This is a genomic window from Streptomyces sp. NRRL B-24484 (assembly GCF_000717715.1).
Lineage (GTDB): Bacteria > Actinomycetota > Actinomycetes > Streptomycetales > Streptomycetaceae > Kitasatospora.
The window spans coordinates 51,591-76,908 of the sequence record NZ_JOAI01000012.1 but is presented as its reverse complement, the minus strand read 5'-3'; the positions used below and the strand labels follow the sequence as shown (position 1 = coordinate 76,908).

General features: G+C 73.8%; 26 protein-coding genes and 1 riboswitch. Of the genes, 19 read left to right on the top strand and 7 right to left on the bottom strand.

Annotation, left to right across the window (positions count from 1 at the left end; translation table 11 throughout):
• Nucleotides 1-51: 51 nt before the first annotated feature.
• On the bottom strand, nucleotides 52-2,232 hold the full coding sequence (locus tag IE98_RS51930; protein ID WP_159400903.1) for an ATP-binding protein: 2,181 nt from the start codon (nucleotides 2,230-2,232) through the stop codon (nucleotides 52-54).
• 215 nt (nucleotides 2,233-2,447) lie between these two features.
• Between IE98_RS51930 and IE98_RS0113265 the strand changes: the two genes are divergently transcribed.
• The 6 genes from IE98_RS0113265 to mltG (IE98_RS0113240) all read left to right on the top strand — a co-directional run bounded on the left by IE98_RS0113265 (nucleotide 2,448) and on the right by mltG (IE98_RS0113240) (nucleotide 9,836).
• Nucleotides 2,448-2,927, top strand: a complete 480-nt coding sequence (locus tag IE98_RS0113265) for a DUF948 domain-containing protein (protein ID WP_030268488.1) — start codon at nucleotides 2,448-2,450, stop codon at nucleotides 2,925-2,927.
• Nucleotides 2,928-2,931: 4 nt separating this feature from the next.
• A complete protein-coding gene (locus IE98_RS44550) occupies nucleotides 2,932-3,360 on the top strand; it encodes a DUF6167 family protein (protein WP_159400902.1) in 429 nt (142 codons plus the stop codon).
• Nucleotides 3,347-6,016 (top strand): alanine--tRNA ligase, encoded by a 2,670-nt coding sequence (gene alaS / locus IE98_RS0113255; protein ID WP_030268484.1) that lies wholly within the window; start codon nucleotides 3,347-3,349, stop codon nucleotides 6,014-6,016. Before IE98_RS44550 ends, alaS begins: the two co-directional genes overlap by 14 nt.
• Nucleotides 6,016-6,501 (top strand): Holliday junction resolvase RuvX, encoded by a 486-nt coding sequence (ruvX, locus tag IE98_RS0113250; protein ID WP_030268478.1) that lies wholly within the window; start codon nucleotides 6,016-6,018, stop codon nucleotides 6,499-6,501. The genes alaS and ruvX overlap by 1 nt, the downstream gene beginning before the upstream one ends.
• A 117-nt stretch (nucleotides 6,502-6,618) precedes the next feature.
• Nucleotides 6,619-7,812 carry an endolytic transglycosylase MltG gene (gene mltG / locus IE98_RS0113245; protein WP_234443530.1) on the top strand — a complete coding sequence of 398 codons (1,194 nt, stop codon included), beginning with the start codon at nucleotides 6,619-6,621 and terminating at the stop codon, nucleotides 7,810-7,812.
• Between the two features lie 104 nt (nucleotides 7,813-7,916).
• Nucleotides 7,917-9,836: an endolytic transglycosylase MltG gene (gene mltG, locus IE98_RS0113240; protein WP_052390474.1), complete on the top strand. Its 1,920-nt coding sequence runs from the start codon at nucleotides 7,917-7,919 to the stop codon at nucleotides 9,834-9,836.
• 43 nt (nucleotides 9,837-9,879) lie between these two features.
• Here mltG (IE98_RS0113240) and IE98_RS0113235 read toward each other — a convergent pair whose 3' ends face one another.
• A complete protein-coding gene (locus tag IE98_RS0113235; protein WP_030268473.1) occupies nucleotides 9,880-10,272 on the bottom strand; it encodes a peptidoglycan-binding domain-containing protein in 393 nt (130 codons plus the stop codon).
• Between the two features lie 154 nt (nucleotides 10,273-10,426).
• On the opposite strand from IE98_RS0113235, the gene IE98_RS0113230 reads away from it, so the two are divergent.
• The 7 genes from IE98_RS0113230 to IE98_RS0113200 all read left to right on the top strand — a co-directional run bounded on the left by IE98_RS0113230 (nucleotide 10,427) and on the right by IE98_RS0113200 (nucleotide 16,611).
• Complete coding sequence (locus IE98_RS0113230; RefSeq protein ID WP_030268471.1) at nucleotides 10,427-11,257, top strand: shikimate dehydrogenase; 831 nt, start codon at nucleotides 10,427-10,429, stop codon at nucleotides 11,255-11,257.
• Between the two features lie 206 nt (nucleotides 11,258-11,463).
• Complete coding sequence (gene aroC / locus IE98_RS0113225; protein WP_030268469.1) at nucleotides 11,464-12,648, top strand: chorismate synthase; 1,185 nt, start codon at nucleotides 11,464-11,466, stop codon at nucleotides 12,646-12,648.
• On the top strand, nucleotides 12,645-13,166 hold the full coding sequence (locus IE98_RS0113220; protein WP_030268467.1) for a shikimate kinase: 522 nt from the start codon (nucleotides 12,645-12,647) through the stop codon (nucleotides 13,164-13,166). Before aroC ends, IE98_RS0113220 begins: the two co-directional genes overlap by 4 nt.
• Complete coding sequence (gene aroB / locus IE98_RS0113215) at nucleotides 13,163-14,251, top strand: 3-dehydroquinate synthase (RefSeq protein WP_030268465.1); 1,089 nt, start codon at nucleotides 13,163-13,165, stop codon at nucleotides 14,249-14,251. The genes IE98_RS0113220 and aroB overlap by 4 nt, the downstream gene beginning before the upstream one ends.
• The gene (gene aroQ / locus IE98_RS0113210) at nucleotides 14,248-14,691 is read left to right on the top strand and encodes a type II 3-dehydroquinate dehydratase (protein WP_030268463.1); all 444 of its coding nucleotides are present in this window, start codon (nucleotides 14,248-14,250) and stop codon (nucleotides 14,689-14,691) included. Before aroB ends, aroQ begins: the two co-directional genes overlap by 4 nt.
• Before the next feature lie 76 nt (nucleotides 14,692-14,767).
• Nucleotides 14,768-15,574 (top strand): AAA family ATPase, encoded by an 807-nt coding sequence (locus IE98_RS0113205; protein WP_030268461.1) that lies wholly within the window; start codon nucleotides 14,768-14,770, stop codon nucleotides 15,572-15,574.
• A gap of 230 nt (nucleotides 15,575-15,804) precedes the next feature.
• A complete protein-coding gene (locus IE98_RS0113200) occupies nucleotides 15,805-16,611 on the top strand; it encodes an Fpg/Nei family DNA glycosylase (protein ID WP_030268459.1) in 807 nt (268 codons plus the stop codon).
• Nucleotides 16,612-16,663: 52 nt separating this feature from the next.
• Here the strand turns inward: IE98_RS0113200 and IE98_RS0113195 are convergent, their stop codons facing one another.
• Both IE98_RS0113195 and IE98_RS0113190 read right to left on the bottom strand, forming a co-directional pair.
• Nucleotides 16,664-17,710: a phosphatidylinositol-specific phospholipase C domain-containing protein gene (locus IE98_RS0113195; protein WP_030268458.1), complete on the bottom strand. Its 1,047-nt coding sequence runs from the start codon at nucleotides 17,708-17,710 to the stop codon at nucleotides 16,664-16,666.
• Between the two features lie 213 nt (nucleotides 17,711-17,923).
• Complete coding sequence (locus IE98_RS0113190; protein ID WP_030268456.1) at nucleotides 17,924-18,286, bottom strand: ArsR/SmtB family transcription factor; 363 nt, start codon at nucleotides 18,284-18,286, stop codon at nucleotides 17,924-17,926.
• An 82-nt stretch (nucleotides 18,287-18,368) separates the two neighbouring features.
• Nucleotides 18,369-18,572, top strand: a riboswitch (cobalamin riboswitch).
• 31 nt (nucleotides 18,573-18,603) lie between these two features.
• Here IE98_RS0113190 and IE98_RS0113185 point away from each other — a divergent pair.
• Nucleotides 18,604-19,719: a HoxN/HupN/NixA family nickel/cobalt transporter gene (locus tag IE98_RS0113185; protein ID WP_030268454.1), complete on the top strand. Its 1,116-nt coding sequence runs from the start codon at nucleotides 18,604-18,606 to the stop codon at nucleotides 19,717-19,719.
• Nucleotides 19,720-19,759: 40 nt separating this feature from the next.
• Here the strand turns inward: IE98_RS0113185 and IE98_RS0113180 are convergent, their stop codons facing one another.
• A complete protein-coding gene (locus IE98_RS0113180) occupies nucleotides 19,760-20,608 on the bottom strand; it encodes a DMT family transporter (RefSeq protein ID WP_030268452.1) in 849 nt (282 codons plus the stop codon).
• 95 nt (nucleotides 20,609-20,703) lie between these two features.
• On the opposite strand from IE98_RS0113180, the gene IE98_RS0113175 reads away from it, so the two are divergent.
• Nucleotides 20,704-21,285, top strand: a complete 582-nt coding sequence (locus IE98_RS0113175; RefSeq protein WP_030268450.1) for a helix-turn-helix domain-containing protein — start codon at nucleotides 20,704-20,706, stop codon at nucleotides 21,283-21,285.
• Nucleotides 21,286-21,351: 66 nt separating this feature from the next.
• On the opposite strand, the gene IE98_RS0113170 is transcribed toward IE98_RS0113175, so the two are convergent.
• Together IE98_RS0113170 and rpmG are read right to left on the bottom strand one after the other, a co-directional pair.
• Complete coding sequence (locus IE98_RS0113170) at nucleotides 21,352-21,597, bottom strand: type B 50S ribosomal protein L31 (protein WP_030268448.1); 246 nt, start codon at nucleotides 21,595-21,597, stop codon at nucleotides 21,352-21,354.
• Between the two features lie 67 nt (nucleotides 21,598-21,664).
• Nucleotides 21,665-21,829 (bottom strand): 50S ribosomal protein L33, encoded by a 165-nt coding sequence (gene rpmG / locus IE98_RS0113165; protein ID WP_030268447.1) that lies wholly within the window; start codon nucleotides 21,827-21,829, stop codon nucleotides 21,665-21,667.
• Between the two features lie 257 nt (nucleotides 21,830-22,086).
• Here rpmG and IE98_RS0113160 point away from each other — a divergent pair, with 257 nt between their 5' ends.
• From IE98_RS0113160 to IE98_RS0113145, 4 genes are all read left to right on the top strand, one after another.
• Nucleotides 22,087-23,193, top strand: coding sequence for a M24 family metallopeptidase (locus tag IE98_RS0113160; protein WP_030268446.1), 1,107 nt, complete (start codon nucleotides 22,087-22,089; stop codon nucleotides 23,191-23,193).
• Nucleotides 23,194-23,262: 69 nt separating this feature from the next.
• The gene (gene efp / locus IE98_RS0113155) at nucleotides 23,263-23,826 is read left to right on the top strand and encodes an elongation factor P (RefSeq protein WP_030268444.1); all 564 of its coding nucleotides are present in this window, start codon (nucleotides 23,263-23,265) and stop codon (nucleotides 23,824-23,826) included.
• Between the two features lie 2 nt (nucleotides 23,827-23,828).
• Entirely contained in the window at nucleotides 23,829-24,269 is a 441-nt protein-coding gene (gene nusB, locus IE98_RS0113150; RefSeq protein WP_030268442.1) for a transcription antitermination factor NusB, read from the top strand.
• Between the two features lie 171 nt (nucleotides 24,270-24,440).
• The gene (locus IE98_RS0113145; RefSeq protein ID WP_030268440.1) at nucleotides 24,441-25,265 is read left to right on the top strand and encodes a thioesterase family protein; all 825 of its coding nucleotides are present in this window, start codon (nucleotides 24,441-24,443) and stop codon (nucleotides 25,263-25,265) included.
• The last annotated feature ends 53 nt before the right edge of the window (nucleotides 25,266-25,318 follow it).

Here is a 25,318-nt window from a genome sequence, read left to right as displayed (position 1 = left end):
CGGCACAAGAGGCAGCCTCACGCACCCCTGAACCGGCCCCGGCGCCCGTCCCTAGCGGGCCGGCACCGGTGAGGGTTCGGCCGGGCACGGGTCCGGGGGGCGGCCGTCCGCGTCGAACGGCGGCTCCGGCAGCCCGCCGCCGCCCAGTGCCCGCCGCACCGCAGCGTCCAGGTCGAGCGCCGCGCCCCGCGCGAACGCGTCCTCGAACTCCTCCTCGGTCAGCCCCGACCGGGCCCGCTCCTCGCCCTCCCGGTGCGGCCCGTTGAAGCTCCGCGACCCGAAGAACGGCGTCCCCACGCCCTGCCACATCCGGTGCGCCGCCCCCTGCAGCACCCGTGCCTCCACCAGGTCCGCCTCCGGACCCTCGGTCTCCAGCACGGCCAGCAGCTCCACTCCCAGCACGATGCCCAGCAGGTCCCGGAACCGGTGGTTGAGCCGCACGCACTCGCGCGCGTACGCCCGGGCCCGCCACAGCTCGCCCGTCGTCCAGCTCGCGTGCGCGTAGGCGTACAGCCCGTAGGCGTAGGCCCACTGCTCGCCGTGCTCCTCGCAGATCTCCCGCACCCGCTCGATCCAGGCCGTGCCCGACTCGGCGTCCCCCTGGAACAGCCGCGCCAGCCCCAGCTCGAACATCGCCATCAGGACGTTGCTGTTCAGCTCGCCCAGCGTGTCGTAGTGCCAGAGCGCCTCCTCGAACAGCTCGGCCGCCCGCACCGGGTCGTCCGCGATCAGCGCCGCGCAGCCCTGCCGGTGCACCGCGTACGCCAGCGCCCGGTCGTCCCCGGTCTCCACCGCCTGCCGCCGGCACTCCTCCAGCGCCGGTGCGGCCCGCACCAGGTCGCCCTGCAGCGTCGCCATGTAGCCCGTCACCCAGAGCGCCTTCGCCCGCGCCCCCGTCGGCTCCGGCGCCAGCGCCAGCGCCCGGTCCAGCCAGTGCCGGCCCTCGCCCAGGTGGCCCGAACCGACCCAGTAGAACCACAGCGTCCCGGCCAGCACCAGCGCCTGCTGCTCCTCGCCCGGCTCGGCCAGGCAGAACTCCAGCGCGGCCCGCAGGTTGGAGTGCGCCAGCCGGGTCCGCTCGGCCGTCTCGGCCTGCCGCGGCCCGAACCACTCCACCTCGCCCCAGGTGGCCACCCCCAGGTACCAGTCCCGGTGCCGGCGCAGCAGCCGCTGCTCCTCGCCGGCCGCGGACAGCCACTGCCCGCCGTACTCGCGCAGCGTGTCGAGCATCCGGAAGCGCACCGCGTCGCCGCCGTCCAGCCGCAGCAGCACGGACTTGTCCACCAGATCGGCGAGCAGGTCCGGCACGCCGTCCGGGTCGATGCCGTCGCCCGCGCAGACGTACTCCGCCGCCTCCAGGTCGAAGCCGCCGGCGAACACCGAGAGCCGGGCCCAGAGCAAACGTTCCTGCGGGGAGCACAGTTCGTGGCTCCAGCCGATCGTGGTGCGCAGCGTCTGGTGCCGCGGCGGCGCGGTGCGGGCGCCACCGGTCAGCAGCCGGAACCGGTCGTCCAGCCGGATCGCGATCTGCTCCACGGAGAGCGCGCGCAGCCGGCCCGCCGCCAGCTCCACGGCCAGCGGGATGCCGTCCAGCCGGCGGCAGAGCAGCGCCACGTCGTCGGCGTTCTCCGCGGTCAGCGCGAAGTCCGGCACCACCGCCGCGGCCCGGTCCGCGAACAGCCGCACCGCGTCCGGCCGCCGGCCGTCCCGCGCCTCCACCGGCAGCGGCGCCAGTGGCAGCAGGTGCTCGCCGTCCACCCGCAGCGACTGCCGGCTGGTCGCGAGGACCCGCAGCCCCGGCGCGCCGCGCAGCAGCACGTCGGCCAGCTCGGCGCAGGCGTCGACCAGGTGCTCGCAGCCGTCCAGCACCAGCAGCATCCGGCGGTCGGCGAGCTGGTCCACCAGCACGTCGAGCGGAGGACGCGCGGTGGAGTCGGTGAACTCCAGCGCCTCCATCACCGCGTGGCCGAGCAGCAGCCCGTCCTGCACCGGACCGATCTCGGCGAGCCGGACGCCGTCCCGCAGGTCCCGGCCGGCCGCGGCCGCCGCCCGCAGCGCCAGCCGGGTCTTGCCGACCCCGCCGGGGCCGGTCACGGTGACCAGCCGTGAGACGTCCAGCAGCCGTGCCAGAGCGGCGAGTTCGGAACGGCGGCCGACGAAGCCGGTGAGGTCGGCGGGCAGTCGGCCGCGCGCCGACCGCCTTCGCCCGTCCGCCGCGGGTTCGCTCGACACCGGAGCCCCCATGTCGTCGGTGGGATGGATGTGCGGGCCGGCCGCCCGGCCGCCCGTTCCGATCAACGAGGTGACCGCCGGGTGGGTCACGCCCGCCCGTGCCGTGGTGCCGCACCCCGCGACGCGGCCCCGCCGCCCTTATCCGGTCGGGAAACCGCCCGTGGTCACGATAGGGTTCCCTTCGGAGGAAGCTGCAAGGCGAGGGAGCGCACAAGGTGTCCGTGGGAGAACTGGCCGGCCTGTTGGTGGCCGTGTTCTGGGCGGTTCTCGTGACGCTGCTGGCCGTCGTGCTCGTCCGGCTCTCCAAGGTGCTCAAGGAGGCCACCGTGCTGGTCTCCGCCGTCACCGAACAGGCCGTGCCGCTGCTGGTCGACGCGGGCACCGCCGTCCGCAGCGCCAACGAGCAGCTGGAGCGGGTGGACGAGATCACCGCCAACGTGCAGGACGCCGCCGCCAACGCCAACGCCCTCTCCTCCACCGTCGCCGCCACGATCGGCGGGCCGCTGGTCAAGGTCGCCGCGTTCAGCTACGGCGTCCGCAAGGCCGTCGCCCGCCAGCAGGGCACCGCGGCCGTCCCCGAGCAGGCGGCCGACCGCGACGCGCTGGCCCGGCTGGTCCGGGCCGAGGTCCGCGCGGCCACCGCGCCGCGCAGCGGCGGGCTGCTGGCCCGCGTCCGGCGAGCGGTGAGGGGCTGACACGGTGGTTCGACGCATCTTCTGGATGGCGGTCGGCGCCGGCGCCGCCGTCTGGGCCATGGGCAAGGCCAACGAGGCCGTGCACCGGCTCACCCCGGACAGCATCTCCGGCACCGCCGCCCGCGGCGCCCTGCGGCTCGGCGACGCCGCCAAGCGCTTCGCCCAGGACGTCCAGGCCGGGATGGCCGAGCGCGAGCAGGAGCTCCGCGCCGACCTCGGCCTCGACGGCACCGCCGTGGTCGAGCCGCCGCGCCGCCGCAGCGCGCTGCGCCCCGAGCCCGGCCACCGAGCTATCTCGGCGGCCCCGGGCTCCCCGGCCGCCGCCCTGCCCCCGAAGCGCAGCACCACCACCAAGAGCATTGCCGAGCCCCGCCAGCGCCGAGCGCTGCCGGGCAGCAACCCAACCGGAAGGACCACTGATGGAGTCGGCTGAGATCCGCCGCCGCTGGCTGCGCTTCTTCGAGGAGCGCGGCCACACCGTCGTACCGTCGGCGTCGCTCGTCGCCGACGACCCCACCCTGCTGCTGGTCAACGCCGGCATGGTGCCCTTCAAGCCGTACTTCCTCGGCGAGGTCAAGCCGCAGTACACCCGCGCCACCTCCGTCCAGAAGTGCGTCCGCACGCTGGACATCGAGGAGGTCGGCAAGACCACCCGGCACGGCTCGTTCTTCCAGATGTGCGGCAACTTCTCCTTCGGCGACTACTTCAAGGAAGGAGCCATCAAGTTCGCGTGGGAGCTGCTCACCACGCCCGTCGCGGACGGTGGCTACGGCCTGGAGAAGGAGAAGCTCTGGATCACCGTCTACAAGGACGACGACGAGGCCGAGCAGATCTGGCGCGACGTCATCGGCGTCCCGTCCGAGCGCATCCAGCGCCTCGGCATGAAGGACAACTTCTGGTCGATGGGCGTCCCCGGCCCCTGCGGCCCGTGCTCGGAGATCAACTACGACCGCGGCCCCGCGTACGGCGAGGAGGGCGGCCCGGCCGTCAACGGCGAGCGCTACCTGGAGATCTGGAACCTGGTCTTCATGCAGTACGAGCGCGGCCACGGCGACGGCAAGGACGGCTTCGAGATCCTCGGCGACCTGCCGAGCAAGAACATCGACACCGGCCTCGGCCTGGAGCGCCTCGCCGCCATCCTGCAGGACGTCGACAACCTCTTCGAGATCGACACCAGCCGGATGATCCTCGACCGCGCCGCCGAGCTCACCGGCCACACCTACGGCCGCGACCACAAGTCGGACGTCTCGCTGCGCGTGGTCACCGACCACTTCCGCACCGCCATCATGCTGATCGGCGACGGCGTGACCCCGGGCAACGAGGGCCGCGGCTACGTGCTGCGCCGCATCCTGCGCCGCGCGATCCGCAACATGCGTCTGCTGGGTGCCACCGAGCCGGTGGCCAAGGAGCTCACCGACATCACCGTCAAGGCGATGGCCCCGCAGTACCCGGAGCTGGAGGCCGACCGCAAGCGCATCGAGACGGTCGTCACCTCCGAGGAGACGGCCTTCCTGCAGACGCTGAAGGCCGGCACCAGCCTGCTGGACGCCGCCGTCACCGAGACCAAGCAGTCCGGCGGCGCGGTGCTCTCCGGCGACCAGGCGTTCAAGCTGCACGACACCTACGGCTTCCCGATCGACCTCACCCTGGAGATGGCCGAGGAGCAGGGCCTCCAGGTGGACGAGGCGGGCTTCCGCCGCCTGATGCAGGAGCAGCGGGACCGCGCCAAGGCCGACGCCAAGGCCAAGAAGATGGGCCACGCCGACGTCGCCGCGTACCGCGAGGTCGCCGACAAGTCCGGCGCTTCCGTCTTCACCGGCTACACCGCCACCGAGGGCGAGGCCACCGTCGTCGGCCTGCTGGTGAACGGCGCCCCGGCGCCGGCCGCCACCGAGGGCGACGAGGTCGAGATCATCCTCGACCGCACCCCGTTCTACGCCGAGGGCGGCGGCCAGCTCGCCGACCACGGCCGGATCCGGCTGGACTCCGGCGCGGTCGTCGAGATCCGCGACGTCCAGCAGCCGGTGCCCGGCGTGACCGTGCACTCCGGCGGCGTGCTGTTCGGCGAGGTCGTGCTCGGTGCCTCCGCGTACGCCACCATCGACGTGGAGCGCCGCCGCGCGGTCTCGCGCGCCCACTCGGCCACCCACCTCACCCACCAGGCGCTGCGCGACGCGCTCGGCCCGACGGCCGCCCAGGCCGGCTCCGAGAACGCGCCCGGCCGCTTCCGCTTCGACTTCGGTTCGCCGGCCGCCGTTCCCGGCTCGGTGCTGACCGACGTCGAGCAGAAGATCAACGAGGTGCTCGTCCGCGAACTCGACGTCACCGCCGAGGTCATGACGATGGACGAGGCCCGCAAGCAGGGCGCCATCGCGATGTTCGGCGAGAAGTACGGCGACGCCGTGCGCGTGGTCACCATCGGCGACTTCTCCAAGGAGCTGTGCGGTGGCACGCACGTCGGCAACACCGCCCAGCTGGGCCTGGTGAAGCTGCTCGGCGAGTCCTCGATCGGCTCCGGCGTGCGCCGGGTCGAGGCGCTGGTCGGCGTCGACGCGTACAAGTTCCTGGCGCGCGAGCACACCGTGGTCTCGCAGCTCACCGAGCTGGTCAAGGGCCGCCCGGAGGAGCTGCCGGAGAAGATCTCCGGCATGCTCGCCAAGCTGAAGGACGCCGAGAAGGAGATCGAGCGCTTCCGCGCGGAGAAGGTCCTCGCGGCCGCCGCCGGTCTCGCCGACTCAGCCGAGGACGTCCACGGTGTGGCCCTGGTCTCGGCCCGGGTCGCCGACGGCGTGGGCGCGGACGAGCTGCGCAAGCTGGTGCTGGACGTCCGGGCCCGCCTGGGCTCGCGCCCGGCCGTGGTCGCCGCCTTCACCGTGGCGAACGACCGCCCGCTCACCGTGATCGCCACCAACGAGGACGCCCGCGCCCGCGGTGTGAAGGCCGGCGAGCTGGTCCGCACCGCGGCCAAGACGCTCGGCGGCGGCGGTGGCGGCAAGGACGACGTCGCCCAGGGCGGCGGCTCCAACCCGGCCGCGGTGGACGAGGCGATCGCCGCCGTCCGCGCCCTGGTCGCGGAGCGCGCCTCCTGATGACCGAGGAGCAGCCCGAGAAGGTCTTCCGGCGGGGCCGGCGGATCGCCGTCGACGTGGGTGACGCCCGGATCGGGGTCGCGTCCTGCGACCCCGACGGGCTGATCGCCACGCCGGTGGAGACCGTGCCCGCCGGGGGCCGCTCCCAGGCGCGGCTCAAGGAGATCGTCGGGGAGTACGACGCGATCGAGGTCGTGGTCGGCCTGCCCCGCTCGCTGAGCGGCAAGGAGGGGCCGGCCGCGGCGAAGGTCCGGGCGTACGCCGGGCGGCTGGCGGCGCTGCTGGCGCCGGTCGGTGTCCGGCTGGTGGACGAGCGGATGACCACGGTCACCGCCGCCCAGGGCCTGCGGGCCTCCGGCCGTTCCTCGAAGAAGGGCCGCTCGGTGATCGACCAGGCCGCGGCCGTGGTGATCCTGCAGGCGGCACTGGAGGCCGAACGGGTGAGCGGCCGGGCGCCCGGCGAGAGCGTCGAGCCGACCGGCTGAGCAGTTCGTACTAACGTCCCACAAGGGGTCCGTGCGGAGGTGTCCGCACGGGCCCCTTCGCGTTGTCGCCGTTGTTGGAGCAGCCCGGTACCGCCGGCTGCCGACGGAGGGGCCGTCGTGACCGACCCGTTCACCGCACCCGGCCTGGGGCCGGGCGTCACCCCCGGGCACCTGGGCGCCCCCGCCGAGGAACCCGACGGGCGCCCGCCCGGACAGCCGTACGCGGTGGAGCCGCCGGACCCGGAGAAGGTGCGGTCGGGGGTGGCCTGCTGCCTGAGCGTGCTGGCGCTGTTCGGGGTGGCCTGCGTGCTCGCGGTCGCGGCCTACCTGGTGTGGCCGAAGGCCGAGCCGCCGGCGGCGGACTTCGCGGGCGGCGGCAGCGGGACGGTGGAGGTCTCGGTGGCGCAGGGCGCCAGCCTCACCACGATCGGCCGGTCCCTGGTGAAGAGCGGGGTGGTGGCCAGCACCAAGGCGTTCACCGACGCGGCCGCCAGGCACCCGGCCGGCAACACGATCCAGCCCGGCACCTACACCCTGAAGCTGAAGATGTCGGTCGCGTCGGCGCTCGGCGTGCTGCTCGACCCGGCGAACGCCAACGCCCTCACCGTCCCGGAGGGGCGCCGCGCCGAGCAGGTGTACGCCGCGATCGACGAGCGGCTGCACCTCGCCCCCGGCACCACCAAGGGCATCGCCCAGCAGCACGCGGGCGACCTGGGCCTGCCGGAGTCGGCCAAGGACAACCCCGAGGGCTACCTCTTCCCGTCGACGTACGCCGTCACCGACGACACGACCCCGCTCGCCCTGCTGCAGCAGATGGTCTCCGAGAGCGGGCGGGCGCTGGAGTCCGGCGGTGTGGACGACGCCGCCACCGCATTCGCACAGACCCCGTACGGGATCCTCACCGTGGCCAGCCTGGTCGAGGGCGAGGCCGACAACGCCGAGGACATGGCCAAGGTCGCGCGGGTGATCTACAACCGGTTGGCCAAGAACATGCCGCTGCAGCTGGACTCGTCGATCAACTACGCCCTGGGGCGCTCCACCCTCACCACCACGGACACCGACACCAAGCTGGACTCCCCGTTCAACACGTACCTGCACACCGGACTGCCGCCGACACCGATCTCCAATCCGGGCCGGGAGGCCCTGCGTGCCGCGGCCGATCCCGCCGAGGGTGACTGGCTGTACTTCGTCACCGTGCGTCCCGGCGACACCAGGTTCACGGACAGTTTCGAGCAGCAGCAGAAGAACGTCGCAGAGTTCAACGCCTACCAGGCGCAACAGAGTTCCCCGCCCCCGGGGGACGGTCACTGACGGTGTGCGTGCGGCGGATCGGCAATGCTGCGGTACGGTAACGTCTCCCTCCGGATGATGCCGTAGCACGCCGGTTCGACTCGGCGGTACGCATAAGGGGTTCGATGACTGACCTGGGCGGGGGCTACCGCCCCCAGGGAGAGCAGCCGTGGCACCCGGGCGACCCCGGCCACGGCATCCCGCAGCAGCCGCAGTCCGCCGACCAGACCGGCTCGTGGCAGGTGCAACCCGACGCGTTCGGGCAGCAGCAGTACGGGCAGCAGGGCTACCCGCAGCAGCAACAGCAGGGCTGGCAGCAGCAGCCCTCGTACGGGCAGCAGGGGTACCCGCAGCAGGGCCAGATGCCGCAACAGGGCCAGGCGCCGCAGCAGCAGTACCGGCAGCAGGCCCCGCAGCAGCAGGGCGGTTACGGACAGCAGCAGCAGTACGGGCAGCAGGCCGGCCAGCACACCGGCTCCTGGCAGGTCCCGCAGGGGCTGCAGCAGCAGGGCCAGGCGCCGCAGCAGCAGGGCTACCCGCAGCAGGGCCAGATGCCGCCGCAGCAGATGCGCGGCGGAATGCAGCAGGCCCCGGGGCAGCCCGGTCGGATGCAGCCGGGTCAGATGCCGCCCGGTCAGGCGCAGGGCCAGATGCCGCCGCAGGCACGGGGCCCGCAGGGCTTCCCCCAGCAGGCCGGCCAGCAGCCGGGCCGCCCGCCGCAGCAGGGCTCGCCCGTGCCGCCGCCGCGCCGCTCCGAGGCGCGTCCGTCGGGTCCCGGCCCGGACGGCATCGACTGGGAGGCCGAGGCCGCGGCGCTCGACGGCCCGGCCGAGGCCGAGGCCGAGGAGTGGGAGGAGGACCTCGACGAGTACGCCGAGGAGGACGGCGCCGACGAGGGCTCGTTCTTCGGCGCCGAGGAGGACACCTCCCGCGAGGGCGAGCGCAAGCGCAAGGAGAAGGGCAAGAAGGCCGGCCGCCGCAACCGCGGCGCCTGCCTGGTGGTCGCGCTGGTGCTGCTCGGCGGCATGGGCGGCGCCGGCTGGTGGGGCTACGGCTTCTACCAGGACCACTTCGGCCCGGCACCGGACTACACGGGCGCCGGCACCGGTTCGGTGACCGTCGAGGTCAAGCAGGGCGCCGGCGGTTCGGTCATCGCCGCGTCGCTGTTCAAGGTGGACGTGGTCAAGAGCGCGGACGCCTTCGTCGAGGCCTGCCAGAAGAACCCCAAGTGCGGCACCATCCAGCCGGGCTTCTACACGATGAAGCACAAGTTGCCGGCCGCCGCCGCCGTCACGTTCATGGTGGAGTCGGCGGGCGGCAACGTCCTCGACCTCCCGCAGGGCATGAAGGCCGTCGACGTCTTCGCGATGGTCGACAAGAAGCTGAAGGTCCCGGCGGGCACCACCGCCAAGACCGCCAAGGACGAGGTCAACAACCTCGGCCTGCCCGCCTACGCGCAGGGCAACGTCGAGGGCTTCCTGTTCCCGACCCGCTATCCGCTCAGCGAGGGCATGAAGCCGGTCGACCTGCTCAAGCAGATGGTCGCCAACGCCAACCAGCAGTTCACCGAGCTGGACCTGGAGGGCTCGGCGAAGAAGCTGGGCCTGAAGAGCGGCTACGACGCCCTCATCGAGGCCAGCATCCTGCAGGCCGAGGGCAACAACAGCGAGGACTTCGGCAAGATGGCCCGGGCGATCAGCAACCGCCTGACCACCAACGTCACCCAGCACAAGCTCGGTCTGGACACCACGCTCCAGTACCAGCTGGGCCGCAAGGAGCTCACCAACAAGGAGATCCACGACGGCTCGCTGAAGTACAACACGTACGTGAACGCCGGCCTGCCGCCCACGCCGATCTCCAACCCCGGCCTGGACGCGATCAGGGCGGTGCTCAACCCGCCCCCGGGCGACTGGGTCTTCTGGCTGGCGATCTCGGCCGAGGAGACCAAGTTCGCCGCCACCGGCGCGGAGCACGCGAAGAACACCGAGGACTGGTGCATCTCCCGGGGCAAGACGTTCAACAAGGCGACGGTCACCTGCAACTGAGCCGTGGGCGCGGCCGGTCGGTGCGACCGGCCGCGCCGCGGTGTCAGTACCGCTGGCAGCCGCCGCCGGAGTGCCCGAGGAAGAGCATCGCGTTGCGGGTCTGCGGGCCGTAGACGCCGTCCGGGTAGACGCCCGCGGTGCCCTGCACCCGGCGGAGTGCGGCCTTGGTGGCCGGGCCGAAGACGCCGTCGGCGGCGATGTTCTCGCCGTAGCAGTAGTGCATGGCGCTCTGCAGCACGTCGACGGCCTCGCCCTGGTTGCCCACGCCCAGTACGCAGTCCACCGAGCCGCCGTCGGTGCCCGGGACGAACACCCCCATGTCGGCCACGGCGCGGGTACAGGACGGCAGGGAGGCGGCGCCGGCCGGGGCGGTGCCCAGCCAGAGTCCGGACAGCGCCAGCGCGGCGGCGGCGGCGGTGCGTACGATGCGGGACATCCGGTGCTCCTACGGCCAGGTCGAACAACTGTTTCGACATCGTGCGTCCACGATCCGCCCGGCTCCAGCCGTTCCGGCGGAGGTGGCCGGAACGCCGCGGTCACCTGTCCGGATCCACCGCCCTGTCCTGATCCACCGCCCCGAGGGGACTCACGTGACGACACAGCTGCGGGCCGCCGTACTCGGCTCGCCGATCGCCCATTCGCTGTCTCCGGCGCTGCACCGCGCCGGCTACGCGGCGCTCGGGATGGCGGAGCGCCGGTACGACCGGTTCGAGGTGGACGAGGCCGGGCTGCCGGAGTTCATCGAAAGGATCGATCCCGCCGAGTGGGCCGGTCTGTCGCTCACCATGCCGCTCAAGCGGGCGATCGTCCCGCTGCTGGACGAGGTGAGTCCGACCGCGCTCGCCGTGGACGCGGTGAACACCGTCGTCTTCGGCCGGGACGGCCGGCGCAGCGGCGACAACACCGACGTGCCCGGCCTGGTCAACGCGCTGCGCGAGCGCGGGGTGGAACGGGTCGACTCGGCCGCCGTGCTGGGCGCCGGCGCCACCGCCTCCTCGGCGCTGGCCGCCCTGGCCGAGGTGTGCACCGGCGAGGTCACCGTCCACGTCCGCAGCGCCGAGCGGGCGGCCCTCATGCAGGAGCTCGGCGACCGCCTCGGCCTGCGCGTCCGCACGGCTGCCTGGGAGGACGGCGCCGAGGCGCTGGCGCACCCGCTGACGATCTCCACCACCCCGGCCGGCGCCACCGACGGCTTCGCCGGGGCGCTGCCGGCCGAACCCGGGGTGCTCTTCGACGTGCTGTACCACCCGTGGCCGACCCGGCTGGCGGCGGCCTGCGCCGAGCGCGGCGGCACCGTGCTCGGCGGGCTGGACCTGCTGGTGCACCAGGCGGTGCTCCAGTTCGAGGCCTTCACCGGGGTGAAGCCGGGCCCGCTGACGGCGATGCGCGCCGCCGGCGAGGCGGCGCTCGCGGAGGGCTGAGCACGATACCCGGGGCCGGGTGCCGCAAACCTGTGAGTGTCCATCCGGGTGTCCGCCACGCGGACCACGCGCCGGACCGGCCCCGGGGCATGAAAGGATCGGAGCCGAGTGCGGGCCGGTGGCCTCCTGTCCGAGCACGGGCCCGCCGGACGAAAGCCCCGGTCGGCCCGCGTTGCGCGGGCCGGGCCGCTGACGAAGGAGCTCCGTTGGGTAGGTTGCGCTGGCTGACGGCGGGGGAGTCGCACGGCCCCGCACTGGTCGCGACGCTGGAGGGCCTGCCGGCCGGTGTGCCGGTCACCACCGCGATGGTGGCCGACGCCCTGGCCCGCCGCCGGCTCGGCTACGGCCGCGGGGCCCGGATGAAGTTCGAGCAGGACGAGGTGACCTTCCTCGGCGGCGTCCGGCACGGCCTGACGATGGGCAGCCCGGTCGCGGTCATGGTGGGCAACACCGAGTGGCCGAAGTGGGACCAGGTCATGTCGGCCGACCCGGTCGACCCGGAGATCCTCGCGGGCCTCGCCCGCAACGAGCCGCTGACCCGCCCGCGCCCGGGCCACGCCGACCTCGCCGGCATGCAGAAGTACTCCATCGAGGAGGCCCGCCCGATCCTGGAGCGCGCCTCCGCCCGCGAGACCGCGGCCCGGGTCGCGATCGGCACCGTCGCCCGGTCGTACCTCAAGGAGACCTGCGGCATCGAGCTGGTCTCGCACGTCGTCGAGCTCGGCGCCGCCCGGGCCCCGCTCGGCCTGTACCCGCTGCCCGCCGACGAGGCCGGCCTCGACGCCGATCCGGTGCGCTGCCTGGACGCCGACGCCTCCGAGCGGATGGTCGCCGAGATCGACCAGGCCCACAAGGACGGCGACACCCTCGGCGGCGTCGTCGAGGTGCTGGCCTACGGCGTGCCGGTCGGCCTCGGCTCGCACGTGCACTGGGACCGCCGCCTGGACGCCCGCCTCGCCGCCGCGCTGATGGGCATCCAGGCCATCAAGGGCGTCGAGGTCGGCGACGGCTTCGAGCTGGCCCGGGTGCCCGGCTCCAAGGCGCACGACGAGATCGTCCCGACCGCCCAGGGCGTGCGGCGCACCTCCGGCCGCTCCGGCGGCACCGAGGGCGGCCTGTCCACCGGCGAGCTGCTGCGGGTGCGCGCCGCGATGAAGCCGATCGCCACCGTGCCGCGCGCCCTGCAGACCCTGGACGTGCGCACCGGCGAGGTCGCCAAGGCCCACCACCAGCGCTCGGACGTCTGCGCGGTGCCCGCCGCCGGCATCGTCGCCGAGGCGATGGTCGCCCTGGTGCTGGCCGACGCGGTGGCCGAGAAGTTCGGCGGCGACCACGTCGCCGAGACCCGCCGCAACGTGCAGTCCTACCTCGACCACCTGATCGTCCGATGAGCGGGGGCGCACCGGTCGTCGTCCTGGTCGGCCCGCCCGGGGCCGGCAAGTCGACGGTCGGCCGGCTGCTCGCCGAGCGCCTCGGCGTCGGCTTCCGGGACACCGACGCCGACATCGAGGAGACCGCCGGCAAGCCGATCCCGGAGATCTTCATCGACGAGGGCGAGCCGCACTTCCGCGAACTGGAGGTGCGGGCCGTCCGCACCGCCGCCGGGACCCACCCCGGGGTGCTCGCGCTCGGCGGCGGCGCGGTGATGGCCGACGCCACCCGCGCCCTGCTGGCCGGCCTGCCGGTGGTGTACCTGGAGGTCGCGCTCGGCGACGCGGTCAAGCGGGTCGGCCTGGACGCGCCGCGCCCGCTGCTCGCGGTCAACCCGCGGGCCCGCTGGCGCGAGCTGATGGAGGCCCGCCGCCCCCTCTACCTGGAGGTGGCCAAGGCCGTCGTGGACACCGAGGGCCTCACCCCGGAGCAGGTCGCGGACGCCGTAATGGAAGCACTGGAGCTGAAGCAGGCATGACCGACACCGTCACCATCCACGTCGGCGGCAGCGCCGGCCACGACCCGTACGACGTGCTGGTCGGCCGCCAGCTGCTCGGCGAGCTCGCCCCGCTGATCGGCGGCAAGGCCAAGCGGGTCGCGGTCATCCACCCGGAGGCGCTCTCCGCCACCGGCGAGGCGGTCCGCGAGGACCTCGCCGCCGAGGGCTACGAGGCGATCGCCCTCCAGATCCCCAACGCGGAGGACGCCAAGAGCGCCGAGGTCGCCGCCTACTGCTGGTCGGTGCTCGGCCAGACCGGCTTCACCCGCAGCGACGTCATCGTCGGCCTCGGCGGCGGCGCCACCACCGACCTCGCGGGCTTCGTCGCGGCCACCTGGCTGCGCGGCGTGCGCTGGATCTCCATGCCCACCACCCTGCTCGGCATGGTGGACGCCGCCGTCGGCGGCAAGACCGGCATCAACATCGCCGAGGGCAAGAACATGGTCGGCGCCTTCCACCCGCCGGCCGGCGTGCTCGCCGACCTCGCGACCCTGGAGACGCTCTCCAAGCACGACTACGTCTCCGGCCTCGCCGAGGTGATCAAGGCCGGCTTCATCGCCGACCCGGTCATCCTCGACCTGGTCGAGGCCGACCCGGAGGCCGCCACCGGCCCGGCCGGCCCGCACACCGTGGAGCTGATCCGGCGGGCGATCCAGGTCAAGGCCGACGTGGTCTCCGGCGACCTCAAGGAGGCCGGCCGCCGCGAGATCCTCAACTACGGCCACACCCTCGGCCACGCCATCGAGCGCAACGAGCGCTACAAGTGGCGGCACGGCGCGGCGATCTCCATCGGCATGGTCTTCGCCGCCGAACTCGGCCGCCTCGCCGGACGGCTGGACGACGAGACCGCCGACCGGCACCGCCGGGTGCTCGGCTCGGTCGGCCTGCCGCTCAGCTACCGGGCGGACGCCTGGCCGCGGCTGCTCGACGCCATGAAGATCGACAAGAAGTCCCGCGGCGACCTGCTGCGCTTCGTCGTCCTGGACGGCCTGGCCAAGACCTCCATCCTGGAGGGGCCCGACCCGTCCCTGCTGGTCGCCGCCTACGCGGAGGTGTCCGGATGACCACCCGGGTGCTCGTCCTCAACGGGCCCAACCTCGGCCGGCTCGGCAGCCGCGAACCCGACGTGTACGGCGCGACCTCCTACACCGGTCTCGTCCAGCGCTGCACCGCGCTCGGCGCCGAACTCGGCCTCGACGTCGAGGTCCGGGAGACCAACTCCGAGCTGCAGATGGTCGAGTGGCTGCACCAGGCCGCCGACGCGAAGACCCCGGTCGTGATCAACCCGGGCGCCTTCACGCACTACTCGTACGCGATGCGCGACGCCGCCGCCCAGCGGACGGCGCCGCTCATCGAGGTGCACATCTCCAACCCGTACGCCCGGGAGACCTTCCGGCACAACTCGGTGATCGCCTCGATCGCCTCCGGCACCATCGCCGGCTTCGGCCTCGGCTCCTACGAACTGGCGCTGCGCGCCCTCGCGGAGGAGCTCACCACCCGCTGACGTGCGGTCACACGGCCCGGTGGCGGACTGTGCCCGCCACCGGGCCGACGTGTAGTGTCCCGCTCGGGAGGTGACGATGTCGCAGTACACAGGGGGAGGGCCGATGCCCCCGCGACCCCTCGCGCCGCCGTACCCGGCCCGGCCCGGGGCAGCACCGGGGGTGGCCCGGCCGCCGTACCCGCAACAGCCCGCGGGGCAGCCGCAGCCCGGCGCCGCAGCGCCTCCCGCGGCGCCCGCGGCGAGCGTGCCGCCCGGTGCCACCGGCCACTTCGTCCTGCCGGCCGGTGCGCCCGTCCAACTGCCCGCGCACCCCCCGCAGCAGCAGCTGCCCGCCGGCCCGATAGCCGTGCTGCTGATCGGCCCGGCCGGCGCCGGCAAGACCACCGTCGCCCGGCACTGGGCCGAGCGGCAGCCGATGCCGACCGCCCACATCAGCCTGGACGACGTCCGCGAGTGGGTGCAGTCCGGTTTCGCCAACCCGCAGTCCGGCTGGAACAACGCCTCCGAGGCCCAGTACCGGCTGGCCCGCCGGACCTGCGGCTTCGCCTGCCGCAACTACCTCGCCAACGGCATCTCGTGCATCATCGACGACGCCGTCTTCCCGGACCGCCCGGCGATCGGCCTCGGCGGCTGGAAGCGCCACATCGGCCCCGGCATGATCCCCGTCGTCCTGCTGCCGGGCCTCGACTCCGTCCTCGCCCGCAACGCCCGCCGCAACGGCAACCGCCGGCTCAGCGACGAGGAGGTCGCCCGCATCCACGGCCGGATGGCCGGCTGGCGCACCTCCGGCCTCCCGATCATCGACAACTCCCAGCTCGACGTCCCCACCACGGCCGCCGCCCTGGACCGTGCCATCATGTCCCGCCTCACCGGCAGGCCGTGACCGGTCCTCCCGCCCGCCGCGGGAGCGCCCCGGACGGACTGCTGCCCCACCGGCCGCCGGGCCGACCCGGAGGCCGACCGCGAGGACCACGACGGGGATCGCGCCGCTGCCGAGCGGGCCCGCCGCACGTGCCTCCGGCCGGTCCGCCGAGCCTCCCACCGGCGTCCGGGTGTCACTGCGGGCTGGGATGATGGAGGGGCCGCAACGGACCCGACGAGGAGCTGACGCCCGTGCCCGAGGGCCACATCATCCACCGCCTCGCCCGCGAGAACCAGCGGGTGTTCGCCGACCGACCGGTACGGGTCAGCAGTCCGCAGGGGCGGTTCGCCGAGGGCGCCGCGCGGCTGGACGGCCGCCCGCTCGACGAGGCCGAGGCCCACGGCAAGCACCTCTTCCTCGGCTTCGGCGAGGACTGGCTGCACATCCACCTGGGGCTCTACGGCGGCTTCACCTTCGGCGCGGGCGACGCCCCCGTCCCGGTCGGCGAGGTCCGGCTGCGGATGGCGAACGACGAGGGCTGGGCCGACCTGCGCGGCCCCAACACCTGCGAACTCCTCGACCCCGCCGCGAAGGAGGCCGTCCATGCCCGGCTCGGCCCCGATCCGCTGCGCCCCGACGCCGAGCCGGACGCCGCCTGGCGGCGGATGGCCCGCAGCTCCACCACCGTCGCCGCCCTGCTGATGGACCAGAAGGTGCTGGCCGGCGTCGGCAACGTGTACCGAGCCGAGGTGCTGTTCCGCCTCGGCATCAGCCCGCACCGGGAGGGTCGCAGGGTCGCCCGCGAGGAGTGGGACGCGATCTGGGCCGACCTGGTCGCCCTGATGCACGCGGGCGTCGGTGCGGGCCGGATCGACACCGTCCGCCCGGAGCACACGCCGGAGGCGATGGGCCGGCCGCCGCGGGTCGACGACCACGGCGGCGAGGTGTACGTCTACCGCCGCACCGACATGCCCTGCCTGGTCTGCGGGACACCGGTGCGCACCGAGTCGCTGGCCGCCCGCAACCTCTTCTGGTGCCCCGGCTGCCAGCAGCGCTGAGCGTCGCCCTGCCCGGCCGCCGGCCGGGCAGGGCGACGATCCGTCGGCCGCGTCAGCCGCGCGGCAGCACCAGGGACTGCACCTGGGGCAGCTTGCGCCAGTCGCTGGAGACGATGCTGGCGTGTGCGGCCGCGAGCTGGGTGACCCGGGCCCGGGCCTGGTCGGCGGTCGGGTCGGTGGCGCTGATCGCGGGTGCCACGCTGTGGGCGTCGGTCATCACCAGCAGGTAGTGCCGGGCGTCGTACCAGCCGGTGTCGATGCCGCCGACGTACGCCGAGGCGTCACCGTCGAAGACCACGAACCACGGGCGGATGCTCGTCTCGCCGTAGGCGTTGCGCGGGTCCCCGGAGACGGCGCCGTGCACCACCGGGAAGACCTGGGCCTGCCCCGCCCTGCCGGCCGTGGCGAGGTCGCGCAGGTAGCGGCTGTACTCGACGTCGGTGTGCAGGGTGTCGAAGGGGTTGCCCTCCTCGACGGTGCCGGGGATCACGTCCACCAGGACCCGGCCGGCGAGGGCGTCGCGGCTCGGCCAGTTGCCGGCCTTCGCGGCCTCGTCGAGGTTCGGGTAGCTGCCGCCGCCGGGCTTGGCGAGCAGGTCGGCCGGACGGAAGACCGCGCTGCCCAGGTGGGCGGCTATCAGGGCGTCCAGCTGGGCCGGGCCCATGCCGCGGTTGGCGGCGAACCCGCCCTTGAGCTCCAGCTTGACCACCAGCGGGCCGCTCGACGGGTGCGCGGCGAGCCAGATCCGCAGGTCGTCGAGGCAGTACTCGAGGTTCTTGTTGGTGCCGCCGCTGTACAGCGTCGCCGGGCCGGTGGCGGCGGTGCAGTTGTTGGCGTTGCCGAGCGGGTTGGAGTGGCTGACCTTCCACTCCTTGGTGACGGTGTCCGTCCACGCGTCGAGCTCGATCATGCCGGTGCCGGTGTCCAGGCTCTGCGCGAGGAAGGGGAAGGCGGCCGGGTCGTAGGTGTTGTGGATCCCGACGGCGGTGGCCGAACCGAACGGCAGCCCGCCGCCGGTGGCGGCGCCGGACTGGTGCGCGGGGAGCAGGGTGGCGGCCGCGGCCAGCAGCCCCACGGCGAACGTACGGCGAAGCTTCACGGGTGTCTCCTCGTCAGGAGCCTGGGAACGACGGCCCGGACGGACCGCCTCCGGAAGCATGGGCCACCGGAACGGCTTCGAGGTGACATGACAAGAAAACTTGGCTGAAGCTGACCCCCCGTCGCACTGACAAAACGTCAGGAAGTCCCCATTCCGCGCGGGCCCCATTCCGTGCGGGACCGTCTCGCGCGGCGGGTTCACTCGGTGCGGGGTTCAGTCGGTGCGCCCCAGCACCCCGTGCTCCAGCACCTCGGCCACCGCCGGATCGGTCAGCCGGTACCGCACCACCCGGCCGTCCCGCTCGCCCTCGACCACGCCCGCGGCGCGCAGCAGCCGCAGCGCCTGGGAGACCGCCGGGTCGCGCATCCCGGTGGCCAGCGCCAGATCGGTGACGGCCAGCGGCCCGGTGGTGTGCAGGGCCAGCAGCAGGGCGAGCCGCCCGGGGTCGGCGAGCAGTCCGAACAGCTCCGCCCAGGCCCGGACCCGCCCGGTGTCGCCGATCCCGGCGATCGCCTCGCAGACCCGGTGCCCGTCGATGGTCCGGTGGCCGGCGCGGTCGGCGGGGAGGAGGTGCATGGCGGCATTCTCGCAGGCCCACCGGCCGTGATCTACGACACCTGCGCGGTTGTGCAGGCTTGCAGCTGTCGGTCCGTCACCCCTACGGTGGAGCAGCCGTGGTGCTCGGGAAGACCGGTGCAGGACCTCAGGGTCCGAGTCCGGAGCGGCCCTCGCCACTGTGAACGGGGAGTCAATCCGTACCCCTCGCGGGTCACTGGGCGCAGCGCGCCCGGGAAGGCCGGGTACGGGCACCGTCAGAACCTCCCCGTGAGCCAGGAGACCGGCCACGGCACCTCACGACGTCATTCCACGAGGTGCTGGAGCGTGAACCGCAGATGACCCTGCCCGCAACCGGTACGGCCGCGCCGCCGACCGCCCCCGGCCTGCCCGCCTTCCGCTGGCGCCGGGAGGACACCCTCCGCACGGCCGGCCTGCTGGCGGTGATCCTGGCGATGCACGTGGCGGCCTTCGGCACGCTCTTCCTGCTGGTCGTGCCGGAGCACTACGAGGTCGGCACCCAGGTGTTCGGCGCCGGACTCGGCATCACCGCCTACACCCTGGGCATGCGGCACGCCTTCGACGCCGACCACATCGCGGTGATCGACAACACCACGCGCAAGCTGATGGCGGACGGCCGGCGGCCGGTCTCGGTGGGCTTCTGGTTCGCGCTCGGCCACTCGTCGATGGTGGTGCTGATGGCCGCCCTGGTCGCGGGCGGCGCCCAGCTGGCCGGGGTGCTGATGGACGACGGATCGACCGCCCACCAGGTGCTCGGCACCATCGGCACCACCGCCTCCGGGGCGTTCCTCTACCTGATCGCCGCGCTCAACCTGGCGGCGCTGCTCGGCATCCTGCGGGTCTTCCGGGCGATGCGGGCCGGCACCTACGACGAGGCGGAGCTGGAACGGCAGCTCGACTCCCGCGGTCTGATGAACCGCATCCTCGGCCGGGCCACCCGCTCGATCTCCCGCCCCGGCCAGATGTTCCCGGTCGGCATGGTGCTCGGGCTGGGCTTCGACACCGCCACCGAGGTCACGCTGATGGTGATGGCCGGCTCGGGGGCCGCCGCCGGCCTGCCCTGGTACGCGATCGTCTGCCTGCCGCTGCTGTTCGCCGCCGGGATGAGCCTGTTCGACACCCTCGACGGCACCTTCATGAACTTCGCCTACCAGTGGGCCTTCTCCAACCCCGTCCGCAAGGTCTTCTACAACCTCGCCATCACCGGCCTGTCGATCGCGGTGGCCTTCGTGATCGGTACCATCGAGCTGGTCACGGTGCTGCACGACAAGCTCGGCCTGAGCGACCCGGTGAGCGGCTGGATCGCCGGCCTCAGCCTGGACAACGTCGGCTTCGTCATCGTCGGCCTGTTCGTGGTGGTCTGGGCGGCGGCGATCGGCTACTGGCGGATCGCCCGGGTCGAGAAGCGCTGGGCGCCCGGCCGGGCGGGCTGAGGTGGCCCGCCCGCGGCCGGTCCGACCGGCGGACGGGGCGTCAGCCCGCCGCCAGCAGCAGCGTGCCCGCCACGGCCAGGCCCGCGCCGAGCACCTGGACGCGCCGCAGCCGCTCCTTGAGCAGCCCGCGGGCCATCAGTGCGGTGACCACCGGGTAGAGCGAGGCCAGCACGGCGGCCACGGCCACCGACCCGTGGTGCGAGGCGGCGGCGAAGGCGCCGTTCGCGGCGACGTCGGCCACCCCGACCACGGTCAGCGCGGGCAGGACCTGCCGCAGCGTGCCCGGGGCGCCGGGCACCCGGCCGCCCCGCCCGGCCAGCAGCACGGCGCCGCCGACCGCCACGTTGCAGAGCCGCTGCACGCACAGCACCAGCAGCAGCCCGCCGCCGTCGGAGGCCCGGGCGATCAGGGCCATCACCGTGCCCATCCCGAGGGCGGCCGACAGCGTCAGTGCCAGGACCCGCACCCCGACCGTGCCGCCGCCGCGCCGCGGGCCGCCGGCCAGCGCGACGCCGAGCACGGCGACGGCGATCCCGGCGGCCTGCGCCGGGCCCGGGCGCTCGCCGAGCAGCAGCCCGAGCCCGACCGGCACGGCGACGCCGACGGTGGCCAGCGGGGAGACCACGCCCATGGGGCCGAGAGCCAGGGCGCGGTAGAAGGCGAGCAGCGCGAACGGCCCGACGACGCCCGCCGCGACCGCGTACCAGAGGTCCGCGGACACGGCGCCCGGGCCGCCGGTGGCGAGGACGGCCACCACCAGCAGGACGGCCGCGGCGGCCTGCGAGGCGACCACCACGGTCGGCGCGGGCAGCCGCCGGGTCAGCGAGCCGCCGCCGTAGTCGGCCATGCCCCACAGCAGGCTGGCGGCGAGGGCGAGAAGCTGGGACAGCACAGTGGACTCCGGAGTACGGTCGGGTGGACGCTCGGTGTCCCAGCAGCTTAGGTCAACAGAGTAAACCTTACGAATCAATTCATTGGACTGGAATGCCCGACCCCGATCTGATCACCCAGGCCCTGGCCCGCAACCTCAAGCGGCTGCGCGCCGACCGCGGGCACACCCTCGACGCACTCGCGGCCCGCTCCGGGGTGAGCCGCGGCATGATCGTGCAGATCGAGCAGGGGCGGACCAACCCGAGCGTGGGCACCGTCGTCCGGCTCGCCGACGCCCTGGGCGCCTCGATCGCCCGGCTGCTCGACTACGACGAGACCTCCACCGTCCGGATCGTCCCCGACGCGGAGGCCGTCCAGCTCTGGACGGGCGCCGCGGGCGGCACCGGGGTGCTGCTCAACGGCATCGAGGCGCCCGGCCCGCTGGAGCTCTGGCAGTGGCTGATCCTGCCGGGGGAGGGGCACAACTCGGACCCGCACCCCGTCGGGACGGTGGAGATCGCCCGGGTCGAGGAGGGCGAGCTGACCCTCGCCCTGGACGGCCGGGACCACCGGGTGCCCGCGGGCTCCACCGCCTCCTACGAGGCGTCCGCCGCGCACGCCTACCGCAACGAGGGCGAGGTGCCCGTCCGGCTCACCCTCGTCGTCTCGGTGCCCCCGCCCCCGCCCTCGCGCTGACCCCCCCGCACGCACGGCGGCGCCCCCTCCCCGGGCCGGGGAGGGGGCGCCGCAGGATTCGGGCCGTCAGTCGCGGCCGTACCGCCGCCGGTACTGCTCGATCCGGCCGGCCTGGTCGAGCACGCGGGCGCGCCCGGTCCAGACGGGGTGGCTCGCCGACGAGGTCTCCACGTCGACCACCGGGCGGACGGTGCCGTCCTCCCAGACCACCGTGGACGAGGACGTCAGCGTCGAGCGGGTGAGGAAGGCCAGGTCGCCGGCCTTGTCGCGGAAGACGACCGGACGGTAGGCGGGGTGGATGCCGTTCTTCATGGGGCTGCTCCTTCGGGGGCCGGGGTGGGTCGGTGGGCTGGGGCGGACCGGGGCGTGCGGCCCCGGCTCAGCGCGCTTCGCGGAAGGCCACGTGCTGCCGGGCGACCGGGTCGTACTTGCGCAGCACCAGGCGGTCCGGGTCGTTGCGGCGGTTCTTGCGCGTCACGTAGGTGAATCCGGTGCCGGCGGTCGACGTCAGCCGGACGACCGGGCGCAGTTCGCTGCGGGCCATCTGCTCCTCCTCGGTGGGCTCCGACCCCGGTTCCGGACCCTTGTCCGAAACGGAAGTCGTTTTCGTACGGCTCCAACGCGGGCCCGGGGCTTTCCATTCCCGCACCGTTCGTCCCCTTCCCGTTCCCTCGTCCGCCGACGGCTCGCCGCGCGCGCCCTCCCGCGGGCCGCACCCCCTTTCCGGCCCTTTCCGGGCCGTGCCGTCCGGCTCGCCCGGCTCGACGGGCGCGCGCCGTCCGCAGTTCGTAGGCTCGTGGCATGTCCGATGCGTACGCGGCGCGGCGGGAGCGCCTCAGGGAGCACTGCAGTGCGTCGGGGGTCGACGCGGCCCTGGTCACCCGGGCCTCCAACGTCCGCTACCTCACCGGCTGCCCGCCGTGCGGGGCGAGCCTGCTGGTCACCCGCGAGCGGGCCCTGCTGGCGCTGCCCGACGACCTGCCGCCCGAGGAGGGCGGCGAGCACCTGCTCGGGCCGGACATCGGCCAACTGCTGGTGCCCGCCGACACCGACACCGCGCTGGCCGCCGCCGAGGCCGCCGGCCGACTGCGGGTCCTCGACCTCGCCGTCGAGGAGCACGACCTCACCGTCCGCCGCCACCGCGCGCTCGCCGACGTCGCCGAGGGCGTCCGCCTCGGCGACCTCGGCACCGCGGTCGAGGGGATGCGCGTCGTCAAGGACGAGCACGAGATCGCCGACCTGCGGATCGCCGCCGAGATCGCCGACCAGGCGCTCAGCGAGCTGCTGGAGTCGATCCTGGTCGGCCGCACCGAGCGCCACCTGGCGATGGAGCTGGAGCGCCGCATGATCGACCACGGTGCGGACCGGGCCGCCTTCCCGGTCTCCGTGGGCACCGGCAGCCACTCCGGCCTGGAGGCCCACCAGCCCACCGACCGCCGGGTCGAGGAGGGCGACTTCCTCACCGTCGTGCTCGGCGCCTGCTACCGCGGGTACGGCGTCTCCACCGCGCGGACCTTCGTGATCGGCGCCGCCCCGGCGCCCTGGCAGGTCGAACTCCACCGGCTGGTGTTCCGCGCCCAGCGGGCCGGCCGGGAGGCCCTCGGCCCGGGCGTCCCGGAGTCCGTACCCGATCTGGCGGCCCGTGAGGTGCTGCAGGCCGCGGGCCACACCGACAGCCCGGCGCACCCGGTCGGACACGGCATCGGCCTGGAGATCCGGGAGGCGCCGCGCCTGGGACCCGCCGACATGGGTAAACTGGACAATCGCGTGCCGGTCACCGTCGGCCCGGGGGTGCACCTCCCGGGGCGGGGCGGGGTCCGGATCGAGGACACGCTCGTCGTGCGCCCCCTCGAGGAGGGCGGGCCCGAGCTGCTCACCATCACCACCAAGGAGCTCCTCGCCCTGTAGCCCGCACAGCGGGCGGCAGGAGGCGCAGCCCTTGGTTCCTTGACAGCTATATCAGGAGTTAGTGCGCTCGTGGCTTCTACGAACGATCTCAAGAACGGCATGGTCCTCAAGCTGGAGGGCGGCAAGCTCTGGTCCGTCGTCGAGTTCCAGCACGTGAAGCCCGGCAAGGGCCCCGCCTTCGTGCGCACCAAGCTCAAGGAGGTCCTGACCGGCAAGGTCGTCGAGAAGACCTTCAACGCGGGCATCAAGGTCGAGACCGCCAACGTCGACAAGCGCACCATGCAGTACTCGTACCGCGACGGTGAGCAGTTCATCTTCATGGACATGGACACCTACGACCAGGTGCCGGTCGACGCCAGCACCGTCGGCGACTCCGCCAAGTACCTGCTGGAGGGCTTCGAGGCCCTGGTCGCCCAGAACGACGGCGTCCCGCTGTACGTCGAGCTCCCGGCCGCCGTCGAGCTCACCATCGCCGAGACCGAGCCGGGCGTCCAGGGCGACCGCTCCACCGGCGGCACCAAGCCGGCCACCCTGGAGACCGGCGCCGAGATCCAGGTCCCGCTCTTCGTCACCACCGGTGAGAAGGTCAAGGTCGACACCCGCGACGGCAGCTACCTCGGCCGGGTCAAGTAATCGTGTCCAACGCGCGCACCAAGGCCCGCACCCGGGCCTTCCAGATCCTGTTCGAGGCCGACCACCGGGGGGTCGCGCCCGAGCGCGTGCTCGCCGAGTGGGTGGGCCGGGCACGGGAGGCCAAGCCGGGTGAGACCACCCCGCAGGTCGGCGAGTACACCATGCAGCTGATCGAGGGGTACAGCGAGCACGCCCGCCGGATCGACGAGCTGATCTCGACGTACGCCGTCGGCTGGACGCTCGACCGGATGCCGATCGCGGACCGCAACGTCCTGCGGATCGGTGCTTACGAGCTGATCTGGGAGGACGGCGTCCCGGACGCGGTCGTCCTCGACGAGGCCGTCGAGATCGCCAAGGAGTACTCCACCGACGAGTCCCCGGCGTTCGTCAACGGCATGCTCGCCCGCCTCATGGATCTCAAGCCGCAGATCCGTCGCGCCTGAGACCCGTCGCGCGCGGCACCCGCCGCGCCCGGCGTCCGTCGCGCCCCGGTGGCGCGCTCGCACGGACGGCCCGAGAGGCCGCCGGACCGATCGGTCCGGCGGCCTTCGCGCGTTCCCGGGGGAGGCGTAGGCTACTGGTGAGTAGTGGCCGATGCGAAGGGCGTACCACCGATGACCACCGCGACACGCAGCGAGTTCGACCAGGGCATCGCGCTCACCCCGCACGCCGCGGAGCCCGGCCGCTACGACGCCGAACTCGGTGCGGGCTGGCAGATCGGCGGGGGCGTCAACGGCGGCCTGCTGCTCGCCGTCGCCGGGCACGCCCTCTCCCTCGCCAACGGCGACCACCGCGACCCGTTCTCCATCACCGGCCACTACCTCTCCGCCTCCCGCCCCGGCCCGGCCGCCGTCCGCACCGAGACCGTCCGCCGCGGCCGCACGCTCACCACCGGCACCGCCTCGCTCGTCCAGGACGGCGAGGAGCGGCTCCGCGTGCTCGCCACCTTCGGCGACCTCGACACCCTCGACGGCGAGGTCGCCACCAGTGCCGCACCGCCCGTGATGCCGCTGCCCGACGAGTGCATCGGCGTCGAGCACGCCCCGCCGCAGCTCGTCGAACAGGCCGCGCTGCTGGAGCGGTTCGACCTGCGGCTCGACCCGGCCACCGTGGGCTGGGCCCTCGGGCAGCCGTCCGGCAACGGCCGCATCCAGGGGTGGTTCCGGCTCGCCGACGGACGGCAGCCCGACCCGCTGCTCCTGCTGCTGGTCGCCGACTCGCTGCCGCCCGTCACCTTCGACCTCGGCCGGCCCGGCTGGGCGCCGACCGTCGAACTCACCGTCCACCTCCGGGCGAAGCCGGCGCCCGGCTGGCTCCGCGTCGCGCACGCGACCCGGAACCTGGCCGGCGGTTACTTCGAGGAGGACTGCGAGATCTGGGACGAGACCGGCCGCCTGGTCGCCCAGTCCCGCCAACTCGCCCGCGCCCCCAGGTCCTGACGGGCCGTCGGCCCCGGGGGTACGTGGGCATCCGCCCCCGAGGGGTCGGCCGT